The 26,373-nt window shown below is 70.4% G+C and carries 25 protein-coding genes; 19 read left to right on the plus strand and 6 right to left on the minus strand.

What is annotated here, in order from left to right:
- The first annotated feature begins 100 nt into the window (after positions 1 to 100).
- The 3 genes from AACG61_RS02240 to AACG61_RS02250 are packed head-to-tail and all read left to right on the plus strand — an operon-like array spanning position 101 to position 2,495.
- Positions 101 to 775 (plus strand): cell division ATP-binding protein FtsE, encoded by a 675-nt coding sequence (locus tag AACG61_RS02240; protein ID WP_411838399.1) that lies wholly within the window; start codon positions 101 to 103, stop codon positions 773 to 775.
- Between the two features lie 11 nt (positions 776 to 786).
- A complete protein-coding gene (locus tag AACG61_RS02245; RefSeq protein ID WP_411838400.1) occupies positions 787 to 1,689 on the plus strand; it encodes a cell division protein FtsX in 903 nt (300 codons plus the stop codon).
- Positions 1,686 to 2,495, plus strand: a complete 810-nt coding sequence (locus AACG61_RS02250) for a lysophospholipid acyltransferase family protein (protein WP_411838401.1) — start codon at positions 1,686 to 1,688, stop codon at positions 2,493 to 2,495. Before AACG61_RS02245 ends, AACG61_RS02250 begins: the two co-directional genes overlap by 4 nt.
- On the opposite strand, the gene AACG61_RS02255 is transcribed toward AACG61_RS02250, so the two are convergent.
- From AACG61_RS02255 to AACG61_RS02265, 3 genes are all read right to left on the minus strand, one after another.
- Positions 2,480 to 2,710, minus strand: a complete 231-nt coding sequence (locus tag AACG61_RS02255; protein WP_411838402.1) for a hypothetical protein — start codon at positions 2,708 to 2,710, stop codon at positions 2,480 to 2,482. The two genes, AACG61_RS02250 and AACG61_RS02255, sit on opposite strands and share 16 nt — an antisense overlap.
- A gap of 356 nt (positions 2,711 to 3,066) precedes the next feature.
- Entirely contained in the window at positions 3,067 to 4,029 is a 963-nt protein-coding gene (locus tag AACG61_RS02260; RefSeq protein WP_411838403.1) for an acetyl-CoA carboxylase carboxyltransferase subunit alpha, read from the minus strand.
- A gap of 74 nt (positions 4,030 to 4,103) precedes the next feature.
- Positions 4,104 to 5,288 (minus strand): MalY/PatB family protein, encoded by a 1,185-nt coding sequence (locus AACG61_RS02265; protein ID WP_411838404.1) that lies wholly within the window; start codon positions 5,286 to 5,288, stop codon positions 4,104 to 4,106.
- Positions 5,289 to 5,366: 78 nt separating this feature from the next.
- Here AACG61_RS02265 and def (AACG61_RS02270) point away from each other — a divergent pair, with 78 nt between their 5' ends.
- The 4 genes from def (AACG61_RS02270) to AACG61_RS02285 all read left to right on the plus strand — a co-directional run bounded on the left by def (AACG61_RS02270) (position 5,367) and on the right by AACG61_RS02285 (position 7,809).
- The gene (def, locus tag AACG61_RS02270) at positions 5,367 to 5,888 is read left to right on the plus strand and encodes a peptide deformylase (protein ID WP_411838405.1); all 522 of its coding nucleotides are present in this window, start codon (positions 5,367 to 5,369) and stop codon (positions 5,886 to 5,888) included.
- Positions 5,881 to 6,396: a peptide deformylase gene (gene def, locus AACG61_RS02275; RefSeq protein WP_411838406.1), complete on the plus strand. Its 516-nt coding sequence runs from the start codon at positions 5,881 to 5,883 to the stop codon at positions 6,394 to 6,396. The genes def (AACG61_RS02270) and def (AACG61_RS02275) overlap by 8 nt, the downstream gene beginning before the upstream one ends.
- 1 nt (position 6,397) lies before the next feature.
- Positions 6,398 to 6,898 carry a peptide deformylase gene (def, locus tag AACG61_RS02280; RefSeq protein ID WP_411838407.1) on the plus strand — a complete coding sequence of 167 codons (501 nt, stop codon included), beginning with the start codon at positions 6,398 to 6,400 and terminating at the stop codon, positions 6,896 to 6,898.
- 173 nt (positions 6,899 to 7,071) lie between these two features.
- Positions 7,072 to 7,809 (plus strand): calcium-binding protein, encoded by a 738-nt coding sequence (locus AACG61_RS02285; protein WP_411838408.1) that lies wholly within the window; start codon positions 7,072 to 7,074, stop codon positions 7,807 to 7,809.
- Between the two features lie 15 nt (positions 7,810 to 7,824).
- On the opposite strand, the gene AACG61_RS02290 is transcribed toward AACG61_RS02285, so the two are convergent.
- Entirely contained in the window at positions 7,825 to 8,499 is a 675-nt protein-coding gene (locus AACG61_RS02290; RefSeq protein WP_411838409.1) for a GntR family transcriptional regulator, read from the minus strand.
- Positions 8,500 to 8,640: 141 nt separating this feature from the next.
- Between AACG61_RS02290 and AACG61_RS02295 the strand changes: the two genes are divergently transcribed.
- From AACG61_RS02295 to fmt, 8 genes are all read left to right on the plus strand, one after another.
- The gene (locus AACG61_RS02295; protein ID WP_411838410.1) at positions 8,641 to 9,600 is read left to right on the plus strand and encodes a sugar phosphate isomerase/epimerase family protein; all 960 of its coding nucleotides are present in this window, start codon (positions 8,641 to 8,643) and stop codon (positions 9,598 to 9,600) included.
- Positions 9,597 to 11,336 (plus strand): dihydroxyacetone kinase family protein, encoded by a 1,740-nt coding sequence (locus tag AACG61_RS02300; protein ID WP_411838411.1) that lies wholly within the window; start codon positions 9,597 to 9,599, stop codon positions 11,334 to 11,336. The genes AACG61_RS02295 and AACG61_RS02300 overlap by 4 nt, the downstream gene beginning before the upstream one ends.
- Positions 11,336 to 12,394: a 4-hydroxythreonine-4-phosphate dehydrogenase PdxA gene (locus tag AACG61_RS02305; protein ID WP_411838412.1), complete on the plus strand. Its 1,059-nt coding sequence runs from the start codon at positions 11,336 to 11,338 to the stop codon at positions 12,392 to 12,394. The genes AACG61_RS02300 and AACG61_RS02305 overlap by 1 nt, the downstream gene beginning before the upstream one ends.
- 59 nt (positions 12,395 to 12,453) lie before the next feature.
- Positions 12,454 to 13,455: a tripartite tricarboxylate transporter substrate binding protein gene (locus tag AACG61_RS02310; RefSeq protein ID WP_411838413.1), complete on the plus strand. Its 1,002-nt coding sequence runs from the start codon at positions 12,454 to 12,456 to the stop codon at positions 13,453 to 13,455.
- A gap of 64 nt (positions 13,456 to 13,519) precedes the next feature.
- Entirely contained in the window at positions 13,520 to 14,029 is a 510-nt protein-coding gene (locus AACG61_RS02315) for a tripartite tricarboxylate transporter TctB family protein (RefSeq protein WP_411838414.1), read from the plus strand.
- 13 nt (positions 14,030 to 14,042) lie between these two features.
- Positions 14,043 to 15,551 (plus strand): tripartite tricarboxylate transporter permease, encoded by a 1,509-nt coding sequence (locus AACG61_RS02320; protein WP_411838415.1) that lies wholly within the window; start codon positions 14,043 to 14,045, stop codon positions 15,549 to 15,551.
- The gene (locus AACG61_RS02325) at positions 15,548 to 16,948 is read left to right on the plus strand and encodes an NAD(P)H-dependent oxidoreductase (protein ID WP_411838416.1); all 1,401 of its coding nucleotides are present in this window, start codon (positions 15,548 to 15,550) and stop codon (positions 16,946 to 16,948) included. The genes AACG61_RS02320 and AACG61_RS02325 overlap by 4 nt, the downstream gene beginning before the upstream one ends.
- A 53-nt stretch (positions 16,949 to 17,001) precedes the next feature.
- The gene (fmt, locus tag AACG61_RS02330) at positions 17,002 to 17,895 is read left to right on the plus strand and encodes a methionyl-tRNA formyltransferase (protein ID WP_411838417.1); all 894 of its coding nucleotides are present in this window, start codon (positions 17,002 to 17,004) and stop codon (positions 17,893 to 17,895) included.
- A 103-nt stretch (positions 17,896 to 17,998) separates the two neighbouring features.
- Here fmt and secA read toward each other — a convergent pair whose 3' ends face one another.
- On the minus strand, positions 17,999 to 20,701 hold the full coding sequence (gene secA / locus AACG61_RS02335) for a preprotein translocase subunit SecA (RefSeq protein ID WP_411838418.1): 2,703 nt from the start codon (positions 20,699 to 20,701) through the stop codon (positions 17,999 to 18,001).
- Positions 20,702 to 20,906: 205 nt separating this feature from the next.
- Between secA and AACG61_RS02340 the strand changes: the two genes are divergently transcribed.
- From AACG61_RS02340 to AACG61_RS02355, 4 genes are all read left to right on the plus strand, one after another.
- Complete coding sequence (locus AACG61_RS02340; protein WP_411838419.1) at positions 20,907 to 21,743, plus strand: peptidylprolyl isomerase; 837 nt, start codon at positions 20,907 to 20,909, stop codon at positions 21,741 to 21,743.
- Positions 21,743 to 22,987, plus strand: coding sequence for a bifunctional glutamate N-acetyltransferase/amino-acid acetyltransferase ArgJ (gene argJ, locus AACG61_RS02345; protein WP_411839448.1), 1,245 nt, complete (start codon positions 21,743 to 21,745; stop codon positions 22,985 to 22,987). Before AACG61_RS02340 ends, argJ begins: the two co-directional genes overlap by 1 nt.
- Positions 22,984 to 23,382, plus strand: coding sequence for a (deoxy)nucleoside triphosphate pyrophosphohydrolase (locus tag AACG61_RS02350; protein ID WP_411838420.1), 399 nt, complete (start codon positions 22,984 to 22,986; stop codon positions 23,380 to 23,382). The genes argJ and AACG61_RS02350 overlap by 4 nt, the downstream gene beginning before the upstream one ends.
- A gap of 121 nt (positions 23,383 to 23,503) precedes the next feature.
- Positions 23,504 to 23,632, plus strand: a complete 129-nt coding sequence (locus AACG61_RS02355) for a hypothetical protein (protein ID WP_411838421.1) — start codon at positions 23,504 to 23,506, stop codon at positions 23,630 to 23,632.
- A gap of 175 nt (positions 23,633 to 23,807) precedes the next feature.
- On the opposite strand, the gene infB is transcribed toward AACG61_RS02355, so the two are convergent.
- On the minus strand, positions 23,808 to 26,366 hold the full coding sequence (gene infB / locus AACG61_RS02360; protein WP_411838422.1) for a translation initiation factor IF-2: 2,559 nt from the start codon (positions 26,364 to 26,366) through the stop codon (positions 23,808 to 23,810).
- Positions 26,367 to 26,373 lie beyond the last annotated feature (7 nt).

The following is a 26,373-nucleotide window of genomic DNA, read 5'->3' on the forward strand; positions in this document are numbered from 1 at the left end:
TTCATCTGTCGGCTGTTCTATCAAGCGCAGGTCCGGCTTCCAAGTCGCGCCGGGCGCGCAGGGTCCGCATCAGACGGGCCGCAGGGAAATGAGGTGGCGCTTGATCGAGATGCGGGATGCGGGTTTCGGCTATCACGGCCAGGACCAGCTGCTGTCGGGCATGACGCTGACGCTGCAGCAGGGGATGTTCCACTTCCTCACCGGCCCGTCCGGCTCGGGCAAGACGACGCTGCTGCGGCTGTGCTTTGCCGACCTGCTGCCGAATGCGGGGCAGATGACGGCCTTCGGCCAGGACATGCGCGCGCTGGACCGCGACGGCATCGCCGACCTGCGCCGCCGGGTGGGCGTCGTCCATCAGGACCCGCAATTCCTGGACCACCTGCCCCTGGCCGAGAACATCGCCCTGCCGCTGACCGTGGCGGGCGAGGAGGTCGACATGGACGCGCTGCGCGACCTTCTGGGCTGGGTGCAGCTGTCGCAGCACGCCCGCGCCTTGCCGCCCTCGCTGTCGGGCGGAGAGCGTCAGCGCGCGGCCCTGGCCCGCGCGGTGATCCTGTCGCCCGATCTGGTGCTGGCGGACGAGCCGACGGGCAATCTGGACTGGGACATGTCCATGCGGCTGATGCAGCTGCTGATCGAATTGAACAAGTCGGGCAAGACCGTGCTGGTGGCGACCCATGACCTGAACCTGATCCGCGCGACCAAGGCGCAGGTGACGGCGCGCGTGCTGCGCATCACCGGCGGGCAGCTGCATCTGGCGGGGGCCGATCTGTGAAAGGGCGGGGCATGAACATCGGATCGCTGTGGCAGGGGCTGGTGGGCGACCGGGACGGGCCCGGCGACCGGATCGTGCCGCCGACCGGCATCACGGCCCAGCTGACGCTGTTCTCGGCCGGGGCGATGGCCTTCCTGGCGGTCTTCGCGCTAGCGCTGGCGCTGGCGACGGGGCGGCTGGCCGACCGCTGGTCGGCCGAGCTGGCGGGCAGCGTCACCATCCGCGTCAGCGCCCCGGCCGCCGACCAGGAAGCCCGCATCCAGCAGACGCTGAGCATCCTGCAGGCGACGCCCGCGACCGGCACGCCGCGCCTGCTGCCGCAGGAGGAGCTGGCGCAGCTGCTGGAGCCGTGGTTCGGCCCCGACATGCCGGTCGATGCGCTGCCGGTGCCGGCGCTGATCGACCTGCCGGTCGACGGCGATTTCGACGCCGACGGGCTGCGCCTGAGGCTGGAGGCCGAGGTGCCGGACGCGGTGCTGGACGACCATACCGAATGGCGCCGGCCGCTGGTCTCGGCCGCGGAGCGGCTGCGCCTGCTGGGCGTCGTGTCGCTGCTGCTGATCGGGGCCGCGTCGGCGGCGATGATCACGCTGGCGGCCAAGGCCGCGCTGGCCGCCAACGGTCAGGTGATCCGCGTGCTGCGGCTGATCGGGGCGCGCGACCTGACCATCGCCACCGCCTTCGTGCGCCGCTTCACCCGCCGCGCGGCGATCGGATCGGCGGCGGGCACGCTGGCGGGCATGGCCTGCGTCGCCCTGCTGCCGCAGACCAATGCCGCCGGGGGCTTTCTGACCGGGCTGGGCTTTCAGGGCTGGGGCTGGCTGCTGCCGCTGACCATCCCCGTCGTCGCGTCGGTGGTGGGCTTCGTGGCCACCCGCTGGGCCGCGCTGAAGATGCTGGAGGCCGTGCGATGACCGATCCGCGTCCGGGCGCGCTGACGCCGTGGCAGTATGTGCAGAACGTCCTGTTCTATCTGAACGTCGCCGTCGGCACGCTGGTCATCGGCCTTCTGGGCCTGCCCGCGCTGCGCCATGGGCGGGCCGGGGCGAACCGGGTCGCCACGCGCTGGATCGCCTACATGATCTGGGCGGCGCGCGTGCATCTGCGCCTGACCTGCGAGATCCGCGGCACGCCGCCGACCCATGACTGCATCGTCGCGGCCAAGCATCAGTCCTTCTGGGACATCATGGTCATCGCCCATGCCGTCCCCCGCCGCGCCTTCATCATGAAGCGCGAGGTGATGCGCGTGCCCGTCATGGGCTGGTATGCGTGGAAGACCGGCTGCATCCCCATCGACCGCGCGCGCGGACGCGACGCGATGGCCGCGATCAGCACCACCATCAACCAGCGCCTGTCGGGCGAGGGTCTGGGCCAGCTGATCATCTATCCCGAGGGCACGCGGACCCTGCCGGGCCAGCGCAGGTCCTACAAGCAGGGCGTGGCCACGATCCGCGCCGCGACCGGGCTGCCGGTGGTGCCGGTCGCGGTCAATACCGGCATGTTCTGGCCGCGCGGCGGGTGGGGCATCCGCCCCGGCCGCGCCGTGGTCGAGTTCCTGCCCGCCATGGGGCCCTCGGTCCCGCAGGAGGGGTTCCTGCCCCGGCTGGAGGCCGAGATCGAGACCGCCTCGGACCGGCTGATGGCCGAGGCCGGGCTGGCCCTGCCGGTTCCGGGCGACGCCGATGACGCCGCCCGGAACCGCTCTCACCTCAGCTCGTAGTAGCGCGGCACATGCGGCCCCGGCGGGGGCAGGCCGATGTCGCGCCGGATATGGGCGGACATGAGATACGGGTCGGGCGGCCTGGGCCGCCTGCGTCTGGGCAGCAGGCTGGCGCGGATCGCGGCCCAGAGGACCGCCGTCGCGCCGTGCCGGGCGATCAGGCGGTGCATGGCGGGACGCAGGCGGGCGCTGTGCGGGTGAAGATCGGCGATCATTCTTGGTCTCCATGGTCGTGACCGGACAAGGCGATGCCTGCGCGGTCGGTCTGGTTCAGAGATGAAAGGACGCCATGCGGACGGGGCCGCGGAATGCGGCACGGGTCAGGTCATGATGTCGGCGGGGTCTGCCCTGAGGCGGTCAGGCGGCCTGTCGGAGCGACGGGCGGTGGACCGAACCGAAGCGGTTCAGGGTTGGGGCGGTTGCATATGATGTCATCAGCCCCTCCTTTCGCGCATGGGTTGCGGGCAGGAGTGCAGGCTGACCCAGCCTTGCATGCCGCGCAAGATGGCATGACGCGAAAGCCGTCCCAAATCGGGACGGCTGTTGCAGGTCGGTCACAGGGGCGTGTGCCTCAGGCCGCAAGCCCCTTGGAGCCCATCGCCAGGAACTTGGCGCGGCGGTCCTTGATCAGCTGGGCCGGTTTCATCTCCGACAGGTCGGCCAGCATGGCCGTGATCTCGCCGCCCACGGCGGCGATGGCCTGATCCGGGGCGCGCTGCGCCCCGCCCAGGGGTTCGGCGATGATGCGGTCGATCACGGCCAGCTTCTTCAGGTCCTGCGCGGTCAGGCGCAGCGCCTCGGCCGCGTCGCGCATCTTTTCGGCGTCCTTCCAAAGGATCGACGCGCAGCCTTCCGGAGAGATGACCGAATAGATCGAATGCTCCAGCATGGCGATGCGGTTCGCGGTGGCAAAGGCCACGGCCCCGCCTGACCCGCCTTCGCCGATGATGACGCTGACCAGCGGCACGCCGATCTCCAGGCATTTCATGGTGCAGCGGGCGATGGCCTCGCTTTGTCCCCGTTCCTCGGCGCCCTTGCCGGGATAGGCGCCGGGCGTGTCGACCAGCGTGATGACCGGCAGGCCGAAGCGGTGCGCCATGTCCATCAGGCGGATCGCCTTGCGGTACCCCTCGGGGCGGGCCATGCCGAAATTATGGTGGATGCGCGACTTGGTGTCGTTGCCCTTCTCATGCCCGATCACCACGCAGGGCGCGTCGTTGAAGCGCGCAAGGCCCCCCATCACCGCATGGTCGTCGCCGAAGGCGCGGTCGCCCGCCAACGGCGTGTATTCCGTGAACAGCGCCTTGATGTAGTCGCTGCAATGCGGGCGGTCGGGATGGCGGGCCACCTGTGTCTTCCGCCACGGGTCCAGCGTCTTGTAGAGGTCGCGCAGCAGGTCCGCGGACTTGCGGTCCAGCGCCGCGGCCTCCTTCTCGACATCGAGGGTGCCGTCGCCCTTGCGGGCCATGGCGCGAAGTTCCTCGGCCTTGCCCTCGATGTCGGCGAGCGGTTTTTCGAAATCCAGATAGACCATGCGGCATGCCTTTGGGGTTCGGGTTTGGCGCTATATAGGTCGGGCCGCCCCGGGTTGCAACGCGGCCGGCCGGCTCACTGCAGGTCGGCGAAGGCCGCGCGCAGGCGGTCGGCCGCCTCGGTCACCCGCGCCCGCGGCGTGGCGATGTTGAAGCGCATGAAGCCCGCGCCGCCCCGCCCGAAGGTCGCGCCGTGATTGGCGGCGATGCGGGCGTCGTCCTGGATGCGGCGGGTGATCTCGGCCTCGGTCATGCCGGTGCCGCGGAAATCGACCCAGGACAGATAGGTCGCCTGCAGGGGCATGGACCGCAGCCCCGGAATGGCGTTCACCGCCTCATCGAAGATGCGGCGGTTGCCGTCCAGGTAATCGACCAGCGCATCGACCCAGGCCGCCCCTTCGGGCGAATAGGCGGCGGCGACCATGTCCTGGCCCAGCATCGCGGGCGACACCCCGGCCGCGGCCAGCGCGCCCTGGAACCGCGCGCGCAGGTCGGGGTCGGGGATGATCGCGTTGCCGATATGGGCGCCCGCGATGTTGAAGGTCTTGGTCGCCGCCGTCAGCGTCACCAGCCGTGGCAGAATCTCGGGCGCCACGGTCGCGATCATCCGGTGGCGCGGGCTGCCCGGCAGGACCAGATCGGCATGGATGTCGTCCGAGATCAGGATCAGGTCGTGGCGTTGGCAGAAATCGGCGATCTGGCCCAGCTCCTCCTCCGACCAGACGCGGCCGCCGGGATTGTGCGGCGAACACAGGATCAGCAGACGCTCGCGCCCGGTCAGCATCCCCTCCCACGCGTCCCAGTCCAGGGCGTACTGGCCGTCCCGTTCGGCCAGGGGCAGCTCCACCAGCTCGCGCCCGCCCGCGCGGATCACCCGGCCGAAGGCGTGATAGGCCGGCGCCATCACGATCACCCCGTCGCCCGGCTGCGTATAGGCGTTCAGCGCCATCGCCACCGCATTGACCAGCCCCGCGCAGGTCAGCACCCATTCGGGCCGGATCGGCCAGCCGTGGCGGTGTTCCATCCACCAGCCGATCGCGGCCAGATAGGGCGGGTTCGCGCCGGGATAGCCATAGACCCCATGCGCGGCGGCGCGGTCCACCACGGCCTGCACGCAGGCGGGGGGCGCGAAATCCATGTCCGCCACCCACATGGCCAGCCCGTCATCGGGGGCCACGCCATAGGCCGCCTGCATGTCGTCCCATTTGCTGCAATGCGTGCCGCGCCGGTCGATGATGCGGTCGAAGTCGAGATGGGTCATGGCGGCCTCCTGCGGGTGCGACATGTCCTGCATAGCGGGGTTGTTGCTTATGGTGAAGGCTTGCCCTAAATCCGGGACATGAGCCTGAGACCCATCCTGATCCATCCCGATCCGCGCCTGAAGAAGCTGGCCCAGCCCGTCGCCCGCATCACGCCCGAGATCGAGACCCTGGCCGCCGACATGCTGGCCACGATGTATGACGCGCCCGGCATCGGCCTGGCCGCGCCCCAGATCGGCGTGGGCCTGCGCGTCTTCGTGATGGACGCCACCCGCGACCCCGAGGCCGAACGCGCGCCCCTGGTCCTGGTGAACCCCGAGGTGGTCTGGGAATCCGAGGCGCTGAACACCTATGAGGAAGGCTGCCTGTCGATCCCCGAGCAGTATGGCGAGGTCACCCGCCCGGCCGAGATCCGCATGCGCTGGCTGGGTCTGGACGGCGCTACGCATGAACGCGAGTTCGACGCGCTCTGGGCGACCTGCGCGCAGCACGAGCTGGATCATCTGGACGGGGTGCTGTTCATCGACCACCTCTCGGCCATCCGCCGCCAGATGATCACGCGCAAGATGGTCAAGCTGAAACGGGACATGGCCCGTGCCTGAGCGCGCGGGTGCCGGCGGCTGGACACGACCCGAACTGACGGGCGATCTGGCCGGCGGCACCGCGCGCGATGTCGTGACATGGCCTGATCCGCGCCTGCGGGTCCGCTGCGAACCGGTGGGGGTCCTGGACGGCCCGGCGCTGCGCGCGCTGGCGGCCGACCTTCTGGCGACGATGTATCATGCGGGCGGGCGTGGCCTGGCCGCGCCGCAGATCGGCGTGGCGCGGCGCATCTTCGTGATGGATGCGGGCTGGAAGGACGGCGCGCCCGATCCGCTGGTCCTCTGCGACCCCGAGATCCTGGTGCAGGGCCCCGAGACCGGGACCGCGGAGGAGCAGTGCCTGTCGATCCCCGGTCGCCCGGTGGCGGTCACGCGGCCGCTGCGCATCGGCATCGGCTGGTACGATCTGGACGGGCGCTATCATCTGCGCGACATGGAGGGCGCGGCCGCGCGCATCGCGCAGCACGAGGCCGACCATCTGGACGGCCTGCTGATCGTGAAGGACTGACATGCCCACCCGACCCTTTCTGCCCTATGCCGACCCGCGCCTGCACCGCCCCGCAGCCCCGGTCGAGGCCGTGACCGACGCCGTCCGCATGATCTGGGACGACATGATCGACACGATGGAGGCCATGCCCGGCGTGGGTCTGGCCGCGCCCCAGATCGGCATCATGATGGCGCTGGCGGTGGTGGACGCGTCCACCGCGCGGGGCCAGGCGGTGCGCATGGCGAACCCCCAGGTCCTGCATGCCAGCGGCCAGATGCGCGTCCACGAGGAGGCGAGCCCGAACCTGCCCGGCGTCTCGGCCCCCGTGACCCGGCCCCGCGCGGTGACGGTGCGGTTCCTGAACGATCAGGGGGTGATGGAGGACCGCGACTTCGTGGGCCTCTGGGCCACCAGCGTGCAGCATCAGATCGACCATCTGGCAGGGCGCGTCTATGTCGATCATCTGACGCCGCTGCGCCGCAAGATGCTGGTCGCGCGGTCGGCCAAGCTGGCCCGTCGCTGAGGGCCGGCCTGCGCCCGGATGCCGCAGGCGTGAAAAAAGATCGTCCGCGATGGAATGAATGTCACGCGGCGCCGTTATGACGGCGACCGACCGCAGTGGTGGGCGGTCCGCGACCGGGGGCAGGGCGTCCCACCGATCCGCGCCCGGACACGCCCGTCCAAGGAGATCCTTTCATGGCACGACTGTTTGGCAATGACGACGACAACCGCCTGACCGGAACCGGTGTGGCCGACCTGATCTATGGCCGGTCGGGGGACGACAGCCTGTATGGTCTGGGCGGCAACGACACGATCGACGGCGGCGAGGGCAATGACAGCATCTGGGCCGGTGAGGGCGCCAACCGCGTCATCGGCGGCGAAGGCAACGACCGCATCTGGTCGGGCGCGGGCAGCGATGTGATCCTGGCCGGCGAGGGCAACGACACCGTCTCGGCCGGGGCGGGCAACAACCGCGTGACGGGCGCCGAGGGCGATGACGTCATCACCTCCGGCGGCGGCCGCGACACGATCACCGGCGATGAAGGCAATGACCGCATCGCGTCGGGCGGGGGCAACGACATCCTGACGGGCGGCGAGGGCGACGACGTGATGGCCGCCGCCGAGGGCGCCGACCGCCTGACCGGCGGCGAGGGCAACGACGTGCTGGACGGCGGCCTGGGCAACGACACTATGACCGGTGGCGAGGGTGCGGACCGCTTCGTCTTTGCCAAGGGTCTGGACCGCATCACCGATTTCGAGAACGGTGACGACCAGATCGATCTGCGCGGCGTCGCGGGGCTGGACAGCTTTGCCGAGCTGCGCGGGGCGGCCAGCCAGAACGGCGCCGACGTGGTGCTGACCTTCGGCGCCGACCGGCTGGTGATCGAGGACTTCCGCCTGAACCAGATGGACGGCGACGACTTCCTCTGGTGACGGCCCGCCCGGCGGTCAGGTCTGGGGCAGGTCGTCGCGGACCCGTTCCCAGGCCTGCGTCAGGTGGCGGCCCAGGATGGCCGATAGCCCGTCGGCGTCGCGCGCCTCCAGGGCCGCGATGATGGCTTCGTGTTCGGCCACGGCATGGGCCCACCGCTCGGGTCCCTCGTGGCCGATGAAGCGGATGCGCTTCAGGCGCGTCTGTAGGCGGGAATGGACCTCGGACAGGGCGCCGTTGTCGGCCAGGGCCACGATGGCGCTGTGGATGGCCTGGTTCAGCTTGTAATAGGCCAACCGGTCGCGGCGCTGATAGCAGTCCAGCATCCGGTCATGCAGCGCCCGCACCTGGGCGATGCCGGCGTCGCTCGCCTGGGCGCAGGCGATCAGGCCGGCCTGCTGCTCCAGCATCCGGATCACCTCCAGCATGTCGCGCACCTCGCGGGCGCCGAACTGCTTGACCACCGCGCCGCGCGCCGGGACCAGCTCGACCAGCCCCTCGGAGGCCAGATACTTGATCGCCTCGCGCAGGGGCGTGCGGGACACGCCCAGCTGCTGGCCGATCTGGCCCTCGTTCAGGCGGGTGCCGGGCGGCAGGGCGCCCTCGATGATCATGTCGCGCAGCCGGGTCAGGATCGCGTCCAGCAGGGGCTGGCGCTCGATGCGGGCATCGGTGTCGGGCAGGTCGGTCATGGCGATCTCCTTGAGGATCATCGCTAGACGGGGGCAAGGCGCAAGTCAATGCTGCCTTCTGTGTGCTGTATACAGAATTATTGATACGCCACCAGGCCCGTGCTACGACCGGATCAGGGATGATTCGGAAGGGGAGGGCCGATGACCAATTCACCGCCATGGACGGCCAAGGCCTGGCCCATCGCCTGCGCGATGATCCCGTTCGGCACCGTCGCGCAGGACGATCCCGGCGCCTGGGCGCGCGATCTGGCGCAGGTGGCCGGCGCGGGCTTCGACGCGGTCGATCCGACCGACAGCTGGCTGCGCGTGGCCGACCTGCCGCCCGCGGCCCTGGCCGAGTTCACGGCGATCTGCCGCGATCTGGGGTTGGCGGTGCCGGCCATCTCGACCTCGCGGCGCAGCGTCATCGACCCGGTCCACGGGGCGGCGCATCTGGACTATGGCCACCGGGTCGTCGACTGCGCGGCGCGGATGGGGGTGGGCCATGTCAGCTTCGGGCTGTTCGGCCCGCTGACCGAGGCGCAGCGCGCCGCGCTGTGGTTCTGGACCGCGCCCGGCGTCACCAACCCCGCCGACCCCGAGATCCGCGCCCTGGCCGTGTCCCGCATCCGTGCGCTGGGCCGTCATGCGCAGGATCTGGGCATCCAGGTCGCGCTGGAGATGTACGAGGACACCTATCTGGGCAGCGCCGCCGATGCGGTCGCCTTCGTGACCGATGTCGACTGCCCCGCCGTACGGCTGAACGTGGACATCGGCAACCTGATCCGCCTGCACCGCCCCGTTCGCCCCTGGGCGGAGATGATCCGCCTCTGCGCGCCGCATGCGGGCTACTGGCACGTCAAGAACTATGTCCGGATGGAGGACCCGTCCGGCGTCACCATGACCCATCCCGCGCCGCTGCTGGGCGGGACGATCGACTGGCGCGCGGCGGTCAACACCGCGCTGTCCCACGGCTTCGCCAGCCCGTTCCTGGTGGAGCATTACGGCGGCGACGGGCTGGGCGTCTGCGCGCTGAACCGCGACTATCTGCGGGCGATCCTGGCGCAGAGCCCCGTCCTGAACCCCCGCACCCAACCGACCGACCGGAGGATTTCCGCATGACCAAGGTCCTGGACCGCCCCGAGGATTTCGCCCGCACCGCGCTGGCCGGGTTCTGTGCCGCCCATGCCGACCGGGTCGTGCCGCTGCCGCATGGCGCGCTGCGGGCGCAGGCCGGTGCCGCGGGCAAGGTGGCGCTGGTCGTAGGCGGCGGGTCCGGGCACTATCCGGCGTTCCTGGGCTATGTCGGCGCGGGGCTGGCCGATGCGGCGGTGGCGGGCGACGTCTTCGCCTCGCCCTCGACCAGCGCGGTGGCCGGGGTGGCGCGGGCCGCCGATCAGGGCGGCGGGGTGATCCTGGGCTTTGGCAACTATGCGGGCGACGTGCTGAACTTCGGCGCCGCGGCCGAGCGTCTGCGCGCCGAGGGGATCGACGCGCGCATCCTGGCCGTCACAGACGACGTGGCCAGCGCCCCCCAGGGCGACGCGTCGCGGCGGCGCGGCGTGGCGGGCGACCTCTTGGTCTTCAAGATCGCGGGCGCCGCGGCCGAGGCCGGGATGGACCTGGACGCGGTGATGGCGCTGGCCGAGCGGGCGAACCGCCGCGCGGTGTCCTTCGGGCTGGCCTTTGACGGCTGCACCCTGCCGGGGCAGGACGCGCCGCTGTTCACCGTGCCCGAGGGTCAGGTGGCCCTGGGCCTGGGCATCCACGGAGAGCCGGGCATCCGCAGCGAGGCCCTGGCCCCCGCCGCCGATCTGGCGCGGATGCTTCTGGAGCCGCTGCTGGCCGAGCGTCCCGAGGGCCATGACGGCCGCGTGGCCGTGGTCCTGAACGGGCTGGGCCGCACGAAGTACGAGGAACTGTTCGTCCTCTGGCACCACCTCTCGGGCCTGATGCAGGATGCGGGGCTGACGCCGGTCGGACCCGAGGTGGGCGAATTCGTCACCAGCCTGGACATGGCGGGCTGTTCGCTGTCGATCCTGTGGCTGGACGACCAGCTGGCACCGCTGTGGACCGCCCCCGCCGATGCGCCCGCCTTCCGCCGCGGCCAGATCGCCGCGACCGGTCCGCGCCGCGAGGCCCGCGCGGCCCGCGCCGAGGCCGCGATCCCGCAGGGCGCGCCTGAAAGCCGCGCACAGGCGGGCTGCGTCGCGGGCCTCGTTGCCCGCATCGCCGCCGCCATGGCCGAGGCCGAGGCCGAGCTGGGCCGCATCGACGCGGTGGCGGGGGACGGCGATCACGGGCAGGGCATGGCGCGCGGATCGGCCGCTGCCGCCCGCGCCGCCCAGAAGGCCGCCGCCGCAGGTGCAGGGGCCGGCACGGTGCTGGCGCGGGCGGGCGATGCCTGGGCCGACCGGGCGGGCGGCACCTCGGGCGCGATCTGGGGCGTGCTGCTGCGGGGCTGGGGTCAGACCCTGGGCGATGCGGCGGCCATCGATGCACAGACCGCGGCGCGGGGCGCCGAGGCGGCGCTGGACGCGGTGACGCGCTTGGGCGGCGCGCTGCCCGGCGACAAGACGCTGGTCGATGCGTTGGTTCCCTTCGTGCAGGCGCTGGCGGCCGAAGTCGCCTCCGGCGCGCGGCTGGACAAGGCCTGGACGCGTGCGGCGGCCGAGGCCGAGCGTGCGGCGCAGGGCACCGCGTCGCTGGTGCCGAGACTGGGCCGCGCCCGGCCCCTGGCCGAGCGCAGCATGGGCCATCCCGATGCCGGGGCCATATCGCTGGCGATCTGCGCGCGGGTGGCGGGCGAGGCCATGTCCCCGACCTTTCAAGACCAATTTCAGATGGAGAATCGCTGATGCGTATCGCTTTGGCCCTGGGGGATGCCGGGGGCGTCGGCCCCGAACTGGCCGCCAAGCTGCTGGCCCATGAGGAGATCCGGGCACTGGACGTCACCGTGGTGGGCGACGCGCGCGTGCTGGCCATGGGCGCGGCCCATGCCGGGGTCACGCTGGACCTGCCGGTGATCCGCCCCGATCAGGTCGGCGCCGGGCTGCCTGCGGGGCATGTGCTGGTCGATCTGGCGAACTGCCCGGTCGAGGGGCGGCCCCTCGGCCGGTCGGGCGACGATGCGGGCGCGGCCTGTCTGCAGAACTTCGCCGCCGTGCTGCACCTGGCCCATGCGGGTCTGGCGGATGCGGCGATGTTCACGCCCTTCAACAAGCATTCGATGCGCCTCGCGCGCCCCAGCTATGTCGATGAGATCGGCTTCATCGACGCGGCCATCGGCGCCGCGCGCAGCGGCCGCGAGTTCAACGTGCTGGAGGAGGTCTGGAACGCCCGCGTCACCAGCCACATCCCGCTGCGGGCCGTGGCCGACGCGCTGAGCACCGACCGCATCCTGTCCAGCCTGCGCCTGACGGCCGAGGTGATGGCGGGCGCGGGCAAGCCCGGTGCGCGGATCGGTGTCGCGGCGCTGAACCCCCATGCGGGCGATGGCGGCAATTTCGGCCATGAGGACGACGAGATCCTCGCCCCCGCCGTGGCCGCCGCCCGCGCCGAGGGCATCGACGCGACCGGCCCGATCCCGTCGGACACCGTCTTCGTGCGGGCCGTGCGGGGCGAGTTCGACGCGGTGCTGACCATGTATCACGACCAGGGCCAGATCGCGATGAAGCTGATGGGCTTCGACCGCGGCGTGACGCTGATCGCGGGATACGGCTTTCCCATCGTGACGCCCGCCCATGGCACCGCCTTCGACATCGCGGGGCAGGGCCGCGCCGATCTGGGCGCCACGCTGATGGCCGCGCGCCTCGGGCGCGACCTGGCGGCGCTGAACCCCGACCGCGCGCCGCGCCCGCTGCCCGCCGATTGGGCACGCGCCGTGGTCGCCGAGACCCTTCTGGTCGCCGAATAGGCGGCCGGGCTTCACCCCCGGTCCGCCGGGAACCATCGTCAAACGGGAGGAGAACCGAAATGACCATCAAGACCGTCCTGATCGCCGGCACCGCCATGCTGGCCGCCGCCATGCCCGCCCTGGCCGAATGGGCGCCGACGCGCCCGGTCGAATTCGTCGTGGCCTCGGGCGCGGGTGGCGGCACGGACAACTTTGCCCGCACCATCCAGGCCGCGCTGAGCCGCAACGACCTGGTCGACCGCAACATGGTCGTGCTGAACAAGGGCGGCGGTTCGGGGGCCGAGGCGTTCCTCTATGCCAAGCAGAATGCGGGCGACCCGCACAAGCTGATCTTCGGCACGAACAACGTCTATCTGCTGCCGCATGTGGCGCAGCTGGCCTATACGCCCGCCGACATGCAGCCCGTCGCGGCCCTGGCGCTGGACGAGTTCCTGATCTGGGTCAAGGCCGACGCGCCCTGGCAGACCGCGATGGAGCTGGTCGAGGCCGCCAAGGCCGAGCCGGGAACCATCGTCTTCGGCGGCAGCCAGTCCAAGGACACCGACGAGACGCTGGTCGCGCTGATCGAGCAGACCACCGGCGCCGACTTCAAGTACGTCCCCTTCAACGGCGGCGGCGAGGCCTCGGTCCAGCTGGCGGGCGGCCATGTGGCGGCCAACGTGAACAACCCCAACGAGAACATCGGCCAGTGGCAGGCCGGGGCGATCCGTCCGCTCTGCGTGTTCTCGCCCGCGCGGATGGCCGAATCCGAGCCGGTCAGCGGCGACATGGGCTGGCACGACATCCCGACCTGCGCCGAGCAGGGCCTGGCGGTCGAGCGCTATCAGATGCCGCGCACGGTCTGGCTGCCGGCCGGCACCGACCCCGAGGTCGTGGCCTATTATCAGGACGTGCTGACCCGCGTGGCCGAGACCCCGGAATGGCAGGACTATCTGGCCAAGACCTCGCAGACCGCGGCGGTGCTGACCGGAGAGGCGCTGACCGGCTTCATCGCCGAGAACGAGGCCGCGACCGTGTCGGTCTTCGAGGCCGAGGGCTGGGTCCAGGCCGCGGCGCAGTAAGCGCATCGGGGGCGGCCCGCGCCGCCCCCGATCCGACAGACGATACCAACGGGGGGAATGGGAGATGACCGTCAAACGATACCAGGCCGAGATCGGCACGGCCCTGGTCACCGGCGCCTTGGGGGTCACGGCCATCGTCGGCGCCGTGCAGCTGGGCCATGGCTGGAGCGATCACGGCCCCGAGGCGGGCTATTTCCCCTTCTGGGTGTCGGTGGTGCTGATCGGCGCCAGCCTGTGGAACCTGGGCCGCGCGGTGATCGCGGCGCGGGCCGAGCGCGCGCCCGATCCGCTGGACGATCCGCAGGACCCGTTCCTGCCGCGCGACCACCTGCGCCGCATCGCGGTCTTTCTGGGCGCGATGGCGGCCTTCGTGGTGGGGATGCTGCTGCTGGGCTTCTATGTCGCGACGACGCTCTATGTCGCGTGGAACGCGTGGAAGCAGGGCGGCTTCCGGCTGGCCTTCGGGCTGGCCGTGGGGGCGGTCTTCGCGCTGTCGCTCTATCTCATCTTCGAGGTGATCTTCCAGATTCCGCTGCTGAAGGGGCCGATCGAGCCGCTTCTGGGCATCTACTGAGGGGGCGGGGACCATGGGCAATTTCGATCTGCTGCTGCACGGCTTCTCCATCGCCATCACGCCGATGCACCTGATGCTGATGGTGGTGGGCGTGCTGATGGGGCTGGTCGTGGGCGTTCTGCCGGGACTGGGCGCGCCGAACGGGGTGTCGCTGCTGATCCCGCTGACCTTCGCGCTGGACCCGACCTCGGCCATCATCCTGCTGTCGTCGATGTATTGGGGCGCGCTGTTCGGGGGATCGACGACCTCGATCCTGTTCAACATCCCCGGAGAGCCGTCATCGGTCGCCACGACCTTCGACGGCTATCCGATGGCGCGCAACGGACAGTCGACCCGCGCGCTGACGCTGGCCTTCGTGTCCTCGGGCGTGGGCGCCATGATGGGCATCCTTGTCATCACGCTGCTGGCCGGATGGGCGTCGCAATTCGCGCTGAAGTTCGGGGCGCCCGAATATTTCGCGGTCTATTTCCTGGCCTTCGCCGCCTTCATCGGCATGGGCAGCGCCGCGCCGGGCAAGACGCTGGTCTCGCTGACGGCGGGGCTGGTGCTGGCCTCGGTCGGCATGGACAGCGTCACCGGGACGGTGCGGCTGACCTACGGCTTCTCGGACCTGCTGGGCGGGGTCAGCTTCCTCGTGGTGGTGATCGGCCTCTTCGGCATCGGGGAACTGCTCTCGACCGTGCAGGAGGGGCTGCGCTTCCGCGGCGTGTCGTCGAAGATCGACCTGCGCGACGTGCTGCGCACCATCGCCGAACTGCCCCGCTACTGGGCGACCACGCTCCGCTCGGGGCTGATCGGCATCTGGATGGGCATCACCCCGGGCGGCCCGACCGCGGCCAGCTTCATGTCCTATGGCGTGGCGCGCCAGGCCTCGCGCAAGGGCGCGGCCTTCGGCACCGGCCGCCCCGAGGGCATCGTCGCCCCCGAGACCGCCGACCACAGCGCCGGCACCTGCGCGATGCTGCCCATGCTGGCCCTCGGCGTGCCGTCATCGGCCACGGCGGCGGTGATGATGGGCGGGCTGATGATCTGGGGCCTGACGCCGGGGCCGATGCTGTTCGCGACCCAGCCCGACTTCGTCTGGGGCCTGATCGCCAGCATGTACGTGTCGAACCTGCTGGGCGTGATCCTGGTGCTGGCCACCGTGCCGATGTTCGCGGCGCTGCTGCGCATCCCCTTCACCATCATCGGGCCGATGATCGTGGCGATCTGCTTCGTCGGCGCCTACACGGTCGGCAGCGCGACCTTCGATCTGTGGCTGGTTCTGGTCTTCGGCGTCGTGGGCTTCATGTTCACCAAGCTGGACTATCCGCTGGCGCCGATGATCCTGGCGATGGTGCTGGGCCACAAGGCCGAGAACGCCTTCCATCAGTCGATGGTCCTGTCGGACGGATCGTTGGGGATCTTCTTCGCCAATCCGCTGGTCACCGGGATCATGCTGGTCGCGCTGGCCCTGCTGATCCTGCCCAAGACGCTCGGCCTGGTCCTGGGGATGCGGCGCAACCGCAAGGTGGCGGGATGAACCTGATCGGGCATTTCGCCGGGCGCGAGGGGCGCACCGTCCAGACCGCCATCATCGGCACGGGCGGCTTCGGGCGCAGCTATCTGGCGCAGGCGCGGCGGGTCGGCGGGCTGGCCTGCCGGGTGGCGGTGGACCGCGATGCCGCGGCGGCTGCGGCGGCGCTGGCCTCGGTCGGGGTGGACCCCGCGCGGATCGCGCCCTGCGCCGATACGGGGGCCGCGCGGGCGGCCTGGGATGCGGGCCACTGGATCGCCGCGGGCGATCTGGCCGTGGTGGCGGACCTGCCGCTCGACGTGGTGCTGGAGGCCACCGGCGATCCGGAGGCCGGCGCACGCCACGCGCGCATCGCTATCGACGCCGGCCATCACGTCGTGATGGTCACCAAGGAGACCGACAGCGTCGTGGGCCCCATCCTGTCGCGCCTGGCGCGCGAGCGGGGCGTGGTGGTGACGCCGGTGGACGGCGATCAGCCCAGCCTGCTGATCGGGCTGGCCACCTGGGCGCAGGTCCTGGGCCTGCGGATCATCGCGGCGGGCAAGTCCAGCGAATACGACTTCGTCTTTGACCCCGCCACGGGGCAGGTGGCCAGCAACGGCCGGTCGGTCGCCGCGCCGGATCTGGCGCAGTGGCTGGACCCTGCGGGCCGTTCCTGGGCCGAGGTGGCGGCGGGTCGGGCGCAGGCGCTTTCCGCCCTGCCGCAGCGCGCCGTGCCGGATCTGTGCGAGATGACGCTGGTCGCCAATGCCTTGGGGCTGGTGCCCGACCGCGCCGACCTGCACTGTCCCGTAGCCCGCATCCCCGAGGTCGCGGACCTGATGACCGACCACGGCGGGCTTCTGTCGGGGCAGGGGCGGCTGGACGTGTTCCACTGCCTGCGCCTGGCCGGAGAGGTCAGCTTCGCGGGCGGGGTCTTCGTCACCGTGGCCTGCGACGATGCCGAAACCTGGGACATGCTGCGCGACAAGGGCCATGTGGTGTCCCGCGACGGGCGCAGCGCGATGATCGGCCTGCCGCGCCACCTGCTGGGCCTCGAGGCCGCGACGACGGTGTTCGAGGCGGCGCTGCACGGCGTCTCCTCCGGCGCGCGCGCGCCGCGCCCGGTCGTGGATCTGACCGCCTTCGCCGATGCCGACCTGCCCGCCGGCACCGTCCTGCGGGCCGAGGGGCATCACCACAGCATCGCGCATGTCTCGGGCCGCATGACGCCCGCGCGGGCGCTCGCGGACGATGCGCCGGTGCCCTACTATCTGGCCGCCGGGCGGGTGCTCTGCCGCGACGTGGCGGCGGGGCAGCCGATCCTCTGCGCCGACGTGGCGCTGGACGAAGGCTCGGCGCTCCTGCGCCTGCGCCGGATGCAGGACGCCGTCACCGATTGGGGCGTGGGCAGCGGGGCTTGAAGCCCGCCCGCCGCGCGGGCATTGAGGGCAGGCACCAACCGGAGGCCTGCCCGATGCGCGTGATCTTCATGGGAACGCCCGATTTCTCGGTCCCCGCCCTGCGGGCCATCGCCGCGCGCCATGAGGTCGTGGCGGTTTATTCCCAACCGCCCCGCGCCGCCGGACGCGGGCAGAAGCCGCGCCCCTCTCCGGTAGCCCTGGCGGCGCAGGAGCTTGGCATCCCGGTCCGCACGCCCGCCCGCCTGCGCGACCCGCAGGACCAGGCCGACTTTGCGGCGCTGGAGGCGGATGTGGCAGTGGTCGTGGCCTATGGCCTGATCCTGCCGCAGCCGGTGCTGGACGCGCCGCGCCTTGGCTGCCTGAACATCCACGCCTCGATCCTGCCCCGCTGGCGAGGGGCCGCGCCCATCCACCGCGCGATCCTGGCGGGGGATGCGGAAACCGGCGTTGCGATCATGCAGATGGAGGCGGGGCTGGATACCGGCCCAGTGCTGGCCCTGACGCGCACGCCCATCGCCGCGGACGACACCACGGCCAGCCTGCACGACCGCCTGTCGACGATGGGGGCGGACCTGATCTGCGACGTGCTGAACCGCCTGCCGCTGCCCGCCGTGCCGCAGCCCGACGACGGCGTGACCTATGCCGCCAAGATCGACAAGGCCGAGGCGCGCATCGACTGGACCCTGCCCGCCGATCAGGTGGACCGCCAGATCCGCGGCCTGTCCCCGTTCCCGGGGGCGTGGTGCATGATCGGCGACGAACGCGTGAAGCTCCTGGCCAGCAGCGTGGCCGAAGGTCGGGCCGCACCGGGAACGGTCCTGCCGGACTTCACCATCGCCTGCGGCAGCGGCGCGGTGCGCATCACGCTGGCGCAACGCGCGGGCAAGCGGCCCATGACCCCGGACGAGATGCTGCGCGGCTGGTCGCTGCCCCCGCGGTTGGGCTAGGGGCGCATCAGCGCTCCGTCGCGCCCGGCCGCGGTGGGGGCCTGGCCCCCACCCGGCGGGCGCGACCGCCGTCGCGGGACGCAATCCGCGCCCCGGCCGGCGGTCAGATCGCGCCGTGGCAGTGCTTGAACTTCCGGCCCGATCCGCAGGGGCACAGGTCGTTGCGCGCCGGGTTGCCCCAGGTCGCGGGGTCGGACTCGTCAAAGCCCGGACGCGGCGCCGCGGTGGCCTCCTCGACGGCGGGCTGCGCCGCGTCGGCGGCCTCCATCTCGGCGCGGGCCTGCTGCTGCTGACGGGTGATCTGGGCGGTCATCTCGTCGCGCTCGGCCTGGGTCAGCGGGCGGATCTGCGCCAGCCGCTGCGTCACGTCGAAGCGCAGCCCGTCCAGCAGCGTCTCGAACAGCTGGAACCCTTCGGTCTTGTACTCCGCCAGCGGATCGCGCTGCGCATAGCCGCGGAAGCCCACGACAGACCGCAGATGGTCCAGCGTCAGCAGATGCTCGCGCCACTTCTGGTCGATCTGCTGCAGCAGGACCTGCTTCTCGATCTGCACCATGGTCTCGGGACCGAAGGCGGCGGCCTTGTCGGCCATGTAGGCGTCGCTGGCCTCGGTGATCCGCTCGCGCATCACGTCATGGTCCACGCCGTCCTCGGCCGCCCAGTCCGCCACCGGCAGGTTCAGGTTCAGCCGCTCGCGGATCGCGGCCTTCAGGCCCTCGACGTCCCACTGCTCGGCATAGCTGCGCGGCGGCAGATAGCTGTCGATCAGGTCGTCGATGACCTGGTGGCGCATGTCGGCGGTGATCTCTCCGACCTCGTCGCTGTCCATGATCTCGCGGCGCTGGCCGAAGATCGCCTTGCGCTGGTCGTTCATCACGTCGTCGAACTTCAGCAGTTGCTTGCGCGTGTCGAAGTTGCGCCCCTCGACCTTGGCCTGGGCACGCTCCAGGGACTTATTCACCCAAGGGTGCACGATCGCCTCGCCTTCCTTCATGCCCAGGGTGGACAGGACCTTGTCCAGACGCTCGGACCCGAAGATCCGCATCAGGTCGTCGTCCAGCGACAGGAAGAACAGCGAGCGGCCGGGGTCGCCCTGACGGCCCGACCGGCCGCGCAGCTGGTTGTCGATGCGGCGGCTCTCGTGACGCTCGGTGCCCAGGACGAACAGGCCGCCCGCCTCCAGGACGCGGGCCTTCTCGTCGGCATGCTCGGCCTCGATGCGGCCGCGCAACGCGTCGGGATCGGCCTCGGGGTCGGCCTTCAGCGCCTCCATCACCTTCATCTCGACATTGCCGCCAAGCTGGATGTCGGTGCCGCGGCCGGCCATGTTGGTGGCGATGGTCACCGCGCCCAGCTTGCCGGCATCGGCGACGATCTGCGCCTCGGCCTCGTGCTGGCGGGCGTTCAGGACGTTGTGCGGCACGCCCTCGCGCTTGAGCATCTCGGACAGCATCTCGGACTTCTCGATGCTGGTGGTGCCGACCAGGGTGGGCTGGCCCTTGGCATGGGCCTCCTTGATGGCCTCGACCACGGCCGCGTATTTCTCGGCGGCGGTGCGATAGACGCGGTCATGCTCGTCGATGCGGGCGATGCCGCGGTTCGTCGGCACCTCGACCACGCCCAGCTTGTAGATCTCGGCGAATTCCTCGGCCTCGGTGGACGCGGTGCCGGTCATGCCAGACAGCTTCTCGTAGAGACGGAAGTAGTTCTGGAAGGTGACGCTGGCCAGGGTCACGTTCTCGGGCTGGATGTCCACGCCCTCCTTGGCCTCGATCGCCTGGTGCAGGCCGTCCGACAGGCGGCGGCCCTTCATCATGCGGCCGGTGAATTCGTCGATCAGCATCACCTCGCCGTCGCGCACCATGTAGTGCTGGTCCTTCAGGAACAGCTTGTGGGCGCGCAGGGCCTGGCTGGCGTGATGGACGATCGTCGTCGATTCCGGATCGTACAGCGTCTGATCCTCGGGCAGCACGCCATCGGCCTGCAGGCGGCGCTCCAGGAACTCGTTGCCTTCCTCGGTGAAGGTCGCGTTGCGGGCCTTCTCGTCCAGCTTGTAATGCTCGTCGGTCAGCAGCGGCACATAGGCGTTCAGCACCTTGTAGAGCTCGCTGCGGTCCTGGCTGGGTCCCGAGATGATCAGCGGCGTGCGCGCCTCGTCGATCAGGATCGAATCGACCTCGTCGACGATCGCATAGTTGTGGCCCCGCTGGACCATCTCGGCCACGCTGCCCTTCATGTTGTCGCGCAGATAGTCGAAGCCCAGCTCGTTGTTGGTGGCATAGGTCACGTCGCAGGCATAGGCCTCGCGCTTCTCGCCCTCAGGCTGGAAGGGCACCACCACGCCGCAGTTCATGCCCAGGGCGGCATAGACCTTGGACATCCATTCCGCGTCGCGCTTGGCCAGATAGTCGTTCACGGTGACGACATGCACACCCTTGCCCGACAGCGCGTTCAGATAGGCGGGAAAGGTCGCGACCAGGGTCTTGCCCTCGCCGGTCTTCATCTCGGCGATGTTGCCCTGATGCAGGAAGATCCCGCCCATCAGCTGCGTGTCGAAGGCCCTGAGGCCCAGGGCGCGGCGCGCGCCCTCGCGGCAGTTGGCGAAGGCCTCGGGAAGGATGTCGTCCAGCGCCTCGCCGCCCGCCACGCGGGTCTGGAATTCGCGGGTCTTGTCGATCAGCCCCTCGTCGGACAGCGCCCGGAACTGCTCCTCCAGGGCGTTGATGCGTGCGACCAGGGGGCGGGTCCCCTTGACCTTGCGGTCATTGGGCGTCCCAAAGACCATCTTTGCCAGATTACCGATCATGTTACCTTCGCCATCACGTTGTTGGGAAAGGCACGTTCGCTGCGGCCCACTTGCCCGCACCGGCCGCATTGCCGTATCAGGGGCCTGAACGAACGCGGCGGCGGCGCCTTCCACGGAGTTGGCTTGGATGTAGGCCCCGCCCGCCTGACTGTCAATGTTGGCCCGGCCCGGCAGCGGGCGCGCCGCCCCATGCAAAGGACCCTCCATGACCCGATCGATCCTGCTGGCCGCCGCCCTGATCGGGGCGCCGATGGCCGCCGCGCCCGCCCTTGCCCAGGACGCCGACCAGGTCGTCGCCACCGTGGACGGGCAGGAGATCACCCTGGGCCAGATGATCGTCATGAAGCAGTCGATCCAGGACCCCGCCATGGCCGAGATGCCCGACCAGGCGCTGTGGGACCTGATGCTGGACCAGCTGATCCGCCAGACCGCCGTCGCGGCCTCGGCGACCGAGGATGCCGGCGTGCGCGCCCAGCTGGAGCTGCAGCGCCGCAACACGCTGGCCAGCGCCGCCGTGTCCCAGATCGCCGCGACCGACCCGACCGATGCCGAGCTGCAGGCGACCTATGACCAGCTGTTCCAGGACGCGGGCAGCGTCACCGAGTACAACGCCGCCCATATCCTGGTCGACAGCCAGGAGAAGGCCGCCGAGCTGAAGGCCGAGGTCGAGGGCGGCGCCGATTTCGGCGACGTGGCCGAGGCGAACTCCACCGGTCCCTCGGGTCCGAATCGCGGCGATCTGGGGTGGTTCGCCGCCGACCAGATGGTGCCGCCCTTCGCCGAGGCCGTGGCCGCGCTGGAGCCGGGCCAGATCAGCGACCCGGTCGAGACCGAGTTCGGCTGGCACGTCATCAAGCTGAACGAGACCCGCCTGCGCGAGGCACCCCCGCTGGCCGAGGTCCGCGACCAGATCAGCCAGATGGTCCTGCGCGAGAAGGTCGAGGCCCAGATCGCCCGTCTGGTCGAGGAGGCCGACGTGCAGAAGACCGAAGGCGTCGACCCCGCGCGGCTGAACGACGCCGACCTGCTGGAGTCCGAGTGATGGGCAAGGCCGGGCTTCCCGTCTCGCCCCTGGCGCCCGCGCGCTTTCCCGACCTGCCCGCCATAGCGGGCGTCGATTTCGCCAGCGCCGCCGCGGGCATCAAGTATCAGGGCCGCACCGACGTCACGCTGATCCGCATCGCGCCGGGCAGCACGGTGGCCGGGGCCTTCACCCGGTCCTCGACCCGCGCGGCCTGCGTGCTGGACAACCAGGCCAAGCTGGCGCAGGGGGGCGACGCGCCCCAGGGCGCGGCGATCCTGATCAATTCCGGCAATGCCAACGCCTTCACCGGCGCGCGGGGCCAGCAGTCGGTCGATGCCGTCTGCTCCGCGGTGGCCGGCGCGCTGGACCTGCCGCAGGGGCGGGTCTTCACCTCCTCGACCGGGGTCATCGGAGAGCCGCTGCCTCATGAGCGGATCGTGGCCATCGTGGACGACCTGGCCCGGGGCCTGGACGCCGGCGGCATCGCCGATGCGGCGCGCGCGATCATGACCACCGACACCTTCCCCAAGGGCGCCTCGGCGACCCTGCCCGACGGCACCCGGATCGCGGGCATCGCCAAGGGCTCGGGGATGATCGCGCCCGACATGGCGACGATGCTGGTCTATCTGTTCACCGACGCGGCCGTCCCGGCGGGCGTGCTCCAGCAGGCGCTGTCCTCGGGGCTGGACGCGACCTTCAACGCGATCACGGTGGACAGCGACACCTCGACCTCGGACGCGCTGATCCTGGCCGCGACCGGGAAGGGGGCGGGCGCGCCGATCACCGACCTGGAGGGCGATGCGGGCCAAGCCTTCGTGACCGCGCTGCATGGCGTGATGCGCGACCTGGCCCATCAGGTCGTCCGCGACGGCGAGGGCGCGACCAAGTTCGTCGAGATCGCCGTGACCGGTGCCGCCGATGATGCCGACGCGCATCGCGTGGCCATGGCCATCGCCAATTCGCCGCTGGTCAAGACCGCCATCGCCGGAGAGGACGCCAATTGGGGCCGCATCGTCGCCGCCGTGGGCAAGTCGGGCGCCGAGGCCGACCGCGACCGGCTGACCATCCGCTTTGGCGACATGGTCCTGGCGCGCGACGGCTGGCGCGACCCCGATTACGACGAGGCCGCCGCCAGCGCCTACATGAGGAACCAGGATCTGCGGATCGGCGTCGATCTGGGGCTGGGGCAGGGCGCGCGGACGGTGTGGACCTGCGATCTGACGCATGGCTACATCGACATCAACGCGGATTACCGGTCGTGAAGACGGTCCTCGTCTCGGCCGTGGCGCTGATCGATCCCGACGGGCGCGTGCTTCTGGCACAGCGCCCGGAGGGCAAGTCGATGGCCGGGCTGTGGGAGTTTCCTGGCGGCAAGGTCGAACCCGGAGAGACCCCCGAGGCCGCGCTGATCCGCGAGCTGGAGGAGGAGCTGGGCATCCGGACCTGGAACAGCTGCCTGGCGCCCCTGACCTTCGCCAGTCACAGTTACGACACGTTCCATCTGCTGATGCCGGTCTTTGCCTGCCGCCGGTGGGAGGGAATCGTCCAGCCGCGCGAAAATCAGGCCTTGGCCTGGGTCCGGGCACGCGATTTGCGCGATTACCCCATGCCTGCGGCCGATATTCCGCTGATCCCGGCGCTGCAGATGTGGCTTTGATGTCGCGCCAGGCGATGCGTCGTTGCAAAACTGCGCAAAAAGTTCCATGTAGATTATGTTGCGAACGATTTTTTAACCATTTCATGACTTACTTTGTATCGGGCACAGAGGAGGGCTTGACATGATTCGCACGATTTCCATCGGAAGCTACATCTCAATCCAGGGACTGTTCGAAGGCGCGACCACGGATGGCAACATCCTTGTCCGCGTGGGCAACCGCACCTTCGAGGGCAAGCCGGTCGGCCGCTGAACGGAGAGGACGCGGCGCATCCACGCCGCGTCGGACCGTCATGATCGTTTCGGGAAAAGGGGTGGCCTCATGGCCACCCCTTTTTCGTATCACTCCGCGCCAGGCGCCCCCGGACATGAAAAGGCCGGGCGATGCGCATGGCACCGCCCGGCCGGTCGTTCCGGTCGAGAGGGGGTCAGAGCGTGCGCTCGACCTCCTCGCGCTCGAAGATCTCGATGACGTCGCCGGGGCGGACATCGTCGTAGTTCTCAAAGGCCATGCCGCATTCCTGGCCGGACTGGACTTCCTTGACTTCGTCCTTGAAGCGCTTGAGCGTCTTCAGCGTGCCCTCGTGGATCACCACGTTGTCGCGCAGCAGGCGGACGCCGGCCGAACGACGGGCGACGCCCTCGGTGACCAGACAGCCGGCGACCTTGCCGATCCCGGTGACCTTGAAGACCTCCTTGATCGTGGCATAGCCAATGAAGTTCTCGCGCACCTCGGCCGAGAGCAGGCCCGAGGCCGCCGCCTTGATGTCGTCCACCAGGTCGTAGATGATCGAGTAGTAGCGGATCTCGACCCCCTTCTGGTTGGCGGCATTGCGGGCCGGAGCGTTGGCGCGGACGTTGAAGCCGATGACCGGCGCGTTCGACGCCTCGGCCAGGCCGATGTCGGATTCGGTGATCGCGCCCACGCCGTAATGCAGCACGCGCACGCGGACCTCGTCGTTGCCGACCTTCTCCAGCGCCTGCACGATCGCCTCGGCCGAACCCTGCACGTCGGCCTTCACGACCACGGGCAGCTCGGCCACGTTCACGTCGGCCTTGGCCTTGGCCATCAGCTGCTCCAGCGTGGTCGCGGCACCGGCGGCGGCGCGCTTGTCCTTGGCCTGGGTGATGCGGAACTCGGCGATCTCGCGGGCCTGGGCCTCGGTCTCGACCACGTTCAGCACGTCACCGGCCTCGGGCGTGCCGTTCAGGCCCAGCACCTCGACGGGGACCGAGGGACCGGCCTCCTCGACGCGCTCGCCCTTGTCGTTGATCAGCGCGCGGACCTTGCCCCACTGCTCGCCCACGACGAAGATGTCGCCGCGGCGCAGGGTGCCGTGCTGGACCAGGACGGTGGCCACGGGGCCGCGTCCGACATCCAGCTGCGCCTCGATCACGGCGCCCTGGGCGGCCCGGTTCGGGTTCGCCTTCAGCTCCAGGATCTCGGCCTGCAGGGCGATGGCCTCCAGCAGGTTGTCCAGGCCCTGGCCGGTCTTGGCCGAGACCTCGACATCCTGCACGTCGCCGGACATGGCCTCGACCACGACCTCGTGCTGCAGCAGCGAGGTGCGGACCTTGTTCACGTCGGCGGCGGGCTTGTCGATCTTGTTGATCGCCACGATCATCGGGACGTTGGCGGCCTTGGCGTGGTTGATCGCCTCGACCGTCTGCGGCATCACCGCGTCATCGGCGGCCACGACCAGCACGACGATGTCGGTGACCTGGGCGCCGCGGGCGCGCATCGAGGTGAAGGCCGCGTGACCCGGCGTGTCCAGGAAGGACAGCACGGCACCGCTCTCGGTCGTCACCTGATAGGCGCCGATGTGCTGGGTGATGCCCCCGGCCTCGCCCGACACCACGTTGGCGTTGCGGATCGCGTCCAGAAGCGAGGTCTTGCCGTGGTCGACGTGGCCCATGATCGTGATGATCGGCGGGCGCGACTGCATGTCCTCGTCGCGGTCATCGACGGAATCGATCACCTGCTCGACGTCGCTGTCGCTGACGCGCAGGACCTTGTGGCCGAATTCCTCGATCACCAGCTCGGCGGTGTCGGCGTCGATGGGCTGGTTGGCGGTGACCATCATGCCCATCTTCATCAGCGACTTGACCACGTCGGCGGCACGCTCGGCCATGCGGTTGGCCAGCTCCTGCACAACGATGGTCTCGGGCAGGCGAACTTCGCGGACCTGCTTCTCGGCGCGGACCGACTGGCCCATGGCCTTCTGACGGGTCCGCTCCTGCTTGCGCTTCATCGCGGCCATGCTGCGCTGGCGGCCGCCTTCGCCGTTCAGCGCCTGGTTCAGCGACAGCTTGCCGCCGCGGCGGTTGTCGTCGGTCTTGGCCTTGGCCGCCTTGTCGCGGTCGGGACGGTCGGCGGCGCGGTCGGGCTTGCGCGCGACCCCGGTCGACACGCCCTTGGTCTCGGCGCGCGCGGCGGCGGCCTCGATCGCGGCCTGATCGGGGGCGGCGGGCTTGGCGGCGCCGGCCGAGGGCTTCGGACGCTCCTGGCGCGGCTCGGCCTTGCGGCGGGCCTCGTCGGCGGCGTCCTGGATGGCGTTCGCCTCGGCGATCGCCTTGGCCTTCAGGGCCTCCTCGCGCTCGCGCTCCTCGCGGGCCTTGGCCTCGATCTCGGCGCGGCGGCGCTCACGCTCCTCCTCGCGGGCCTTCTCCTCGGCGGCGCGGCGGGCGATGTCGTCGGCCTCGCGCGCCTTGGCGGCGGCCAGCGCCTTCAGGCGGCGCTCCATCTCGGCATCCGAAATGCCGGCCGGGCGCTTGGACGGATCGCCGGCCATGCGTGCGGTCAGCGGGTTCTTCTCTTTCTGTGCATCGGTCATCTGCGTGGCGCCCGGCTTGGGCACCACGACGCGCTTGCGCTTGGTTTCGACGACGACGCTTTTGGTGCGGCCGTGGCTGAAGCTTTGCTTGACCTGACCCGAACGGCCAGCGCCGCCAAGACCCAGGGGGGTTTTTCCGTCTTTGTCGCTCATTTGCGTC

Origin of the sequence: Paracoccus sp. ME4 (assembly GCF_046736325.1) — a bacterium.
GTDB lineage: Bacteria > Pseudomonadota > Alphaproteobacteria > Rhodobacterales > Rhodobacteraceae > Paracoccus.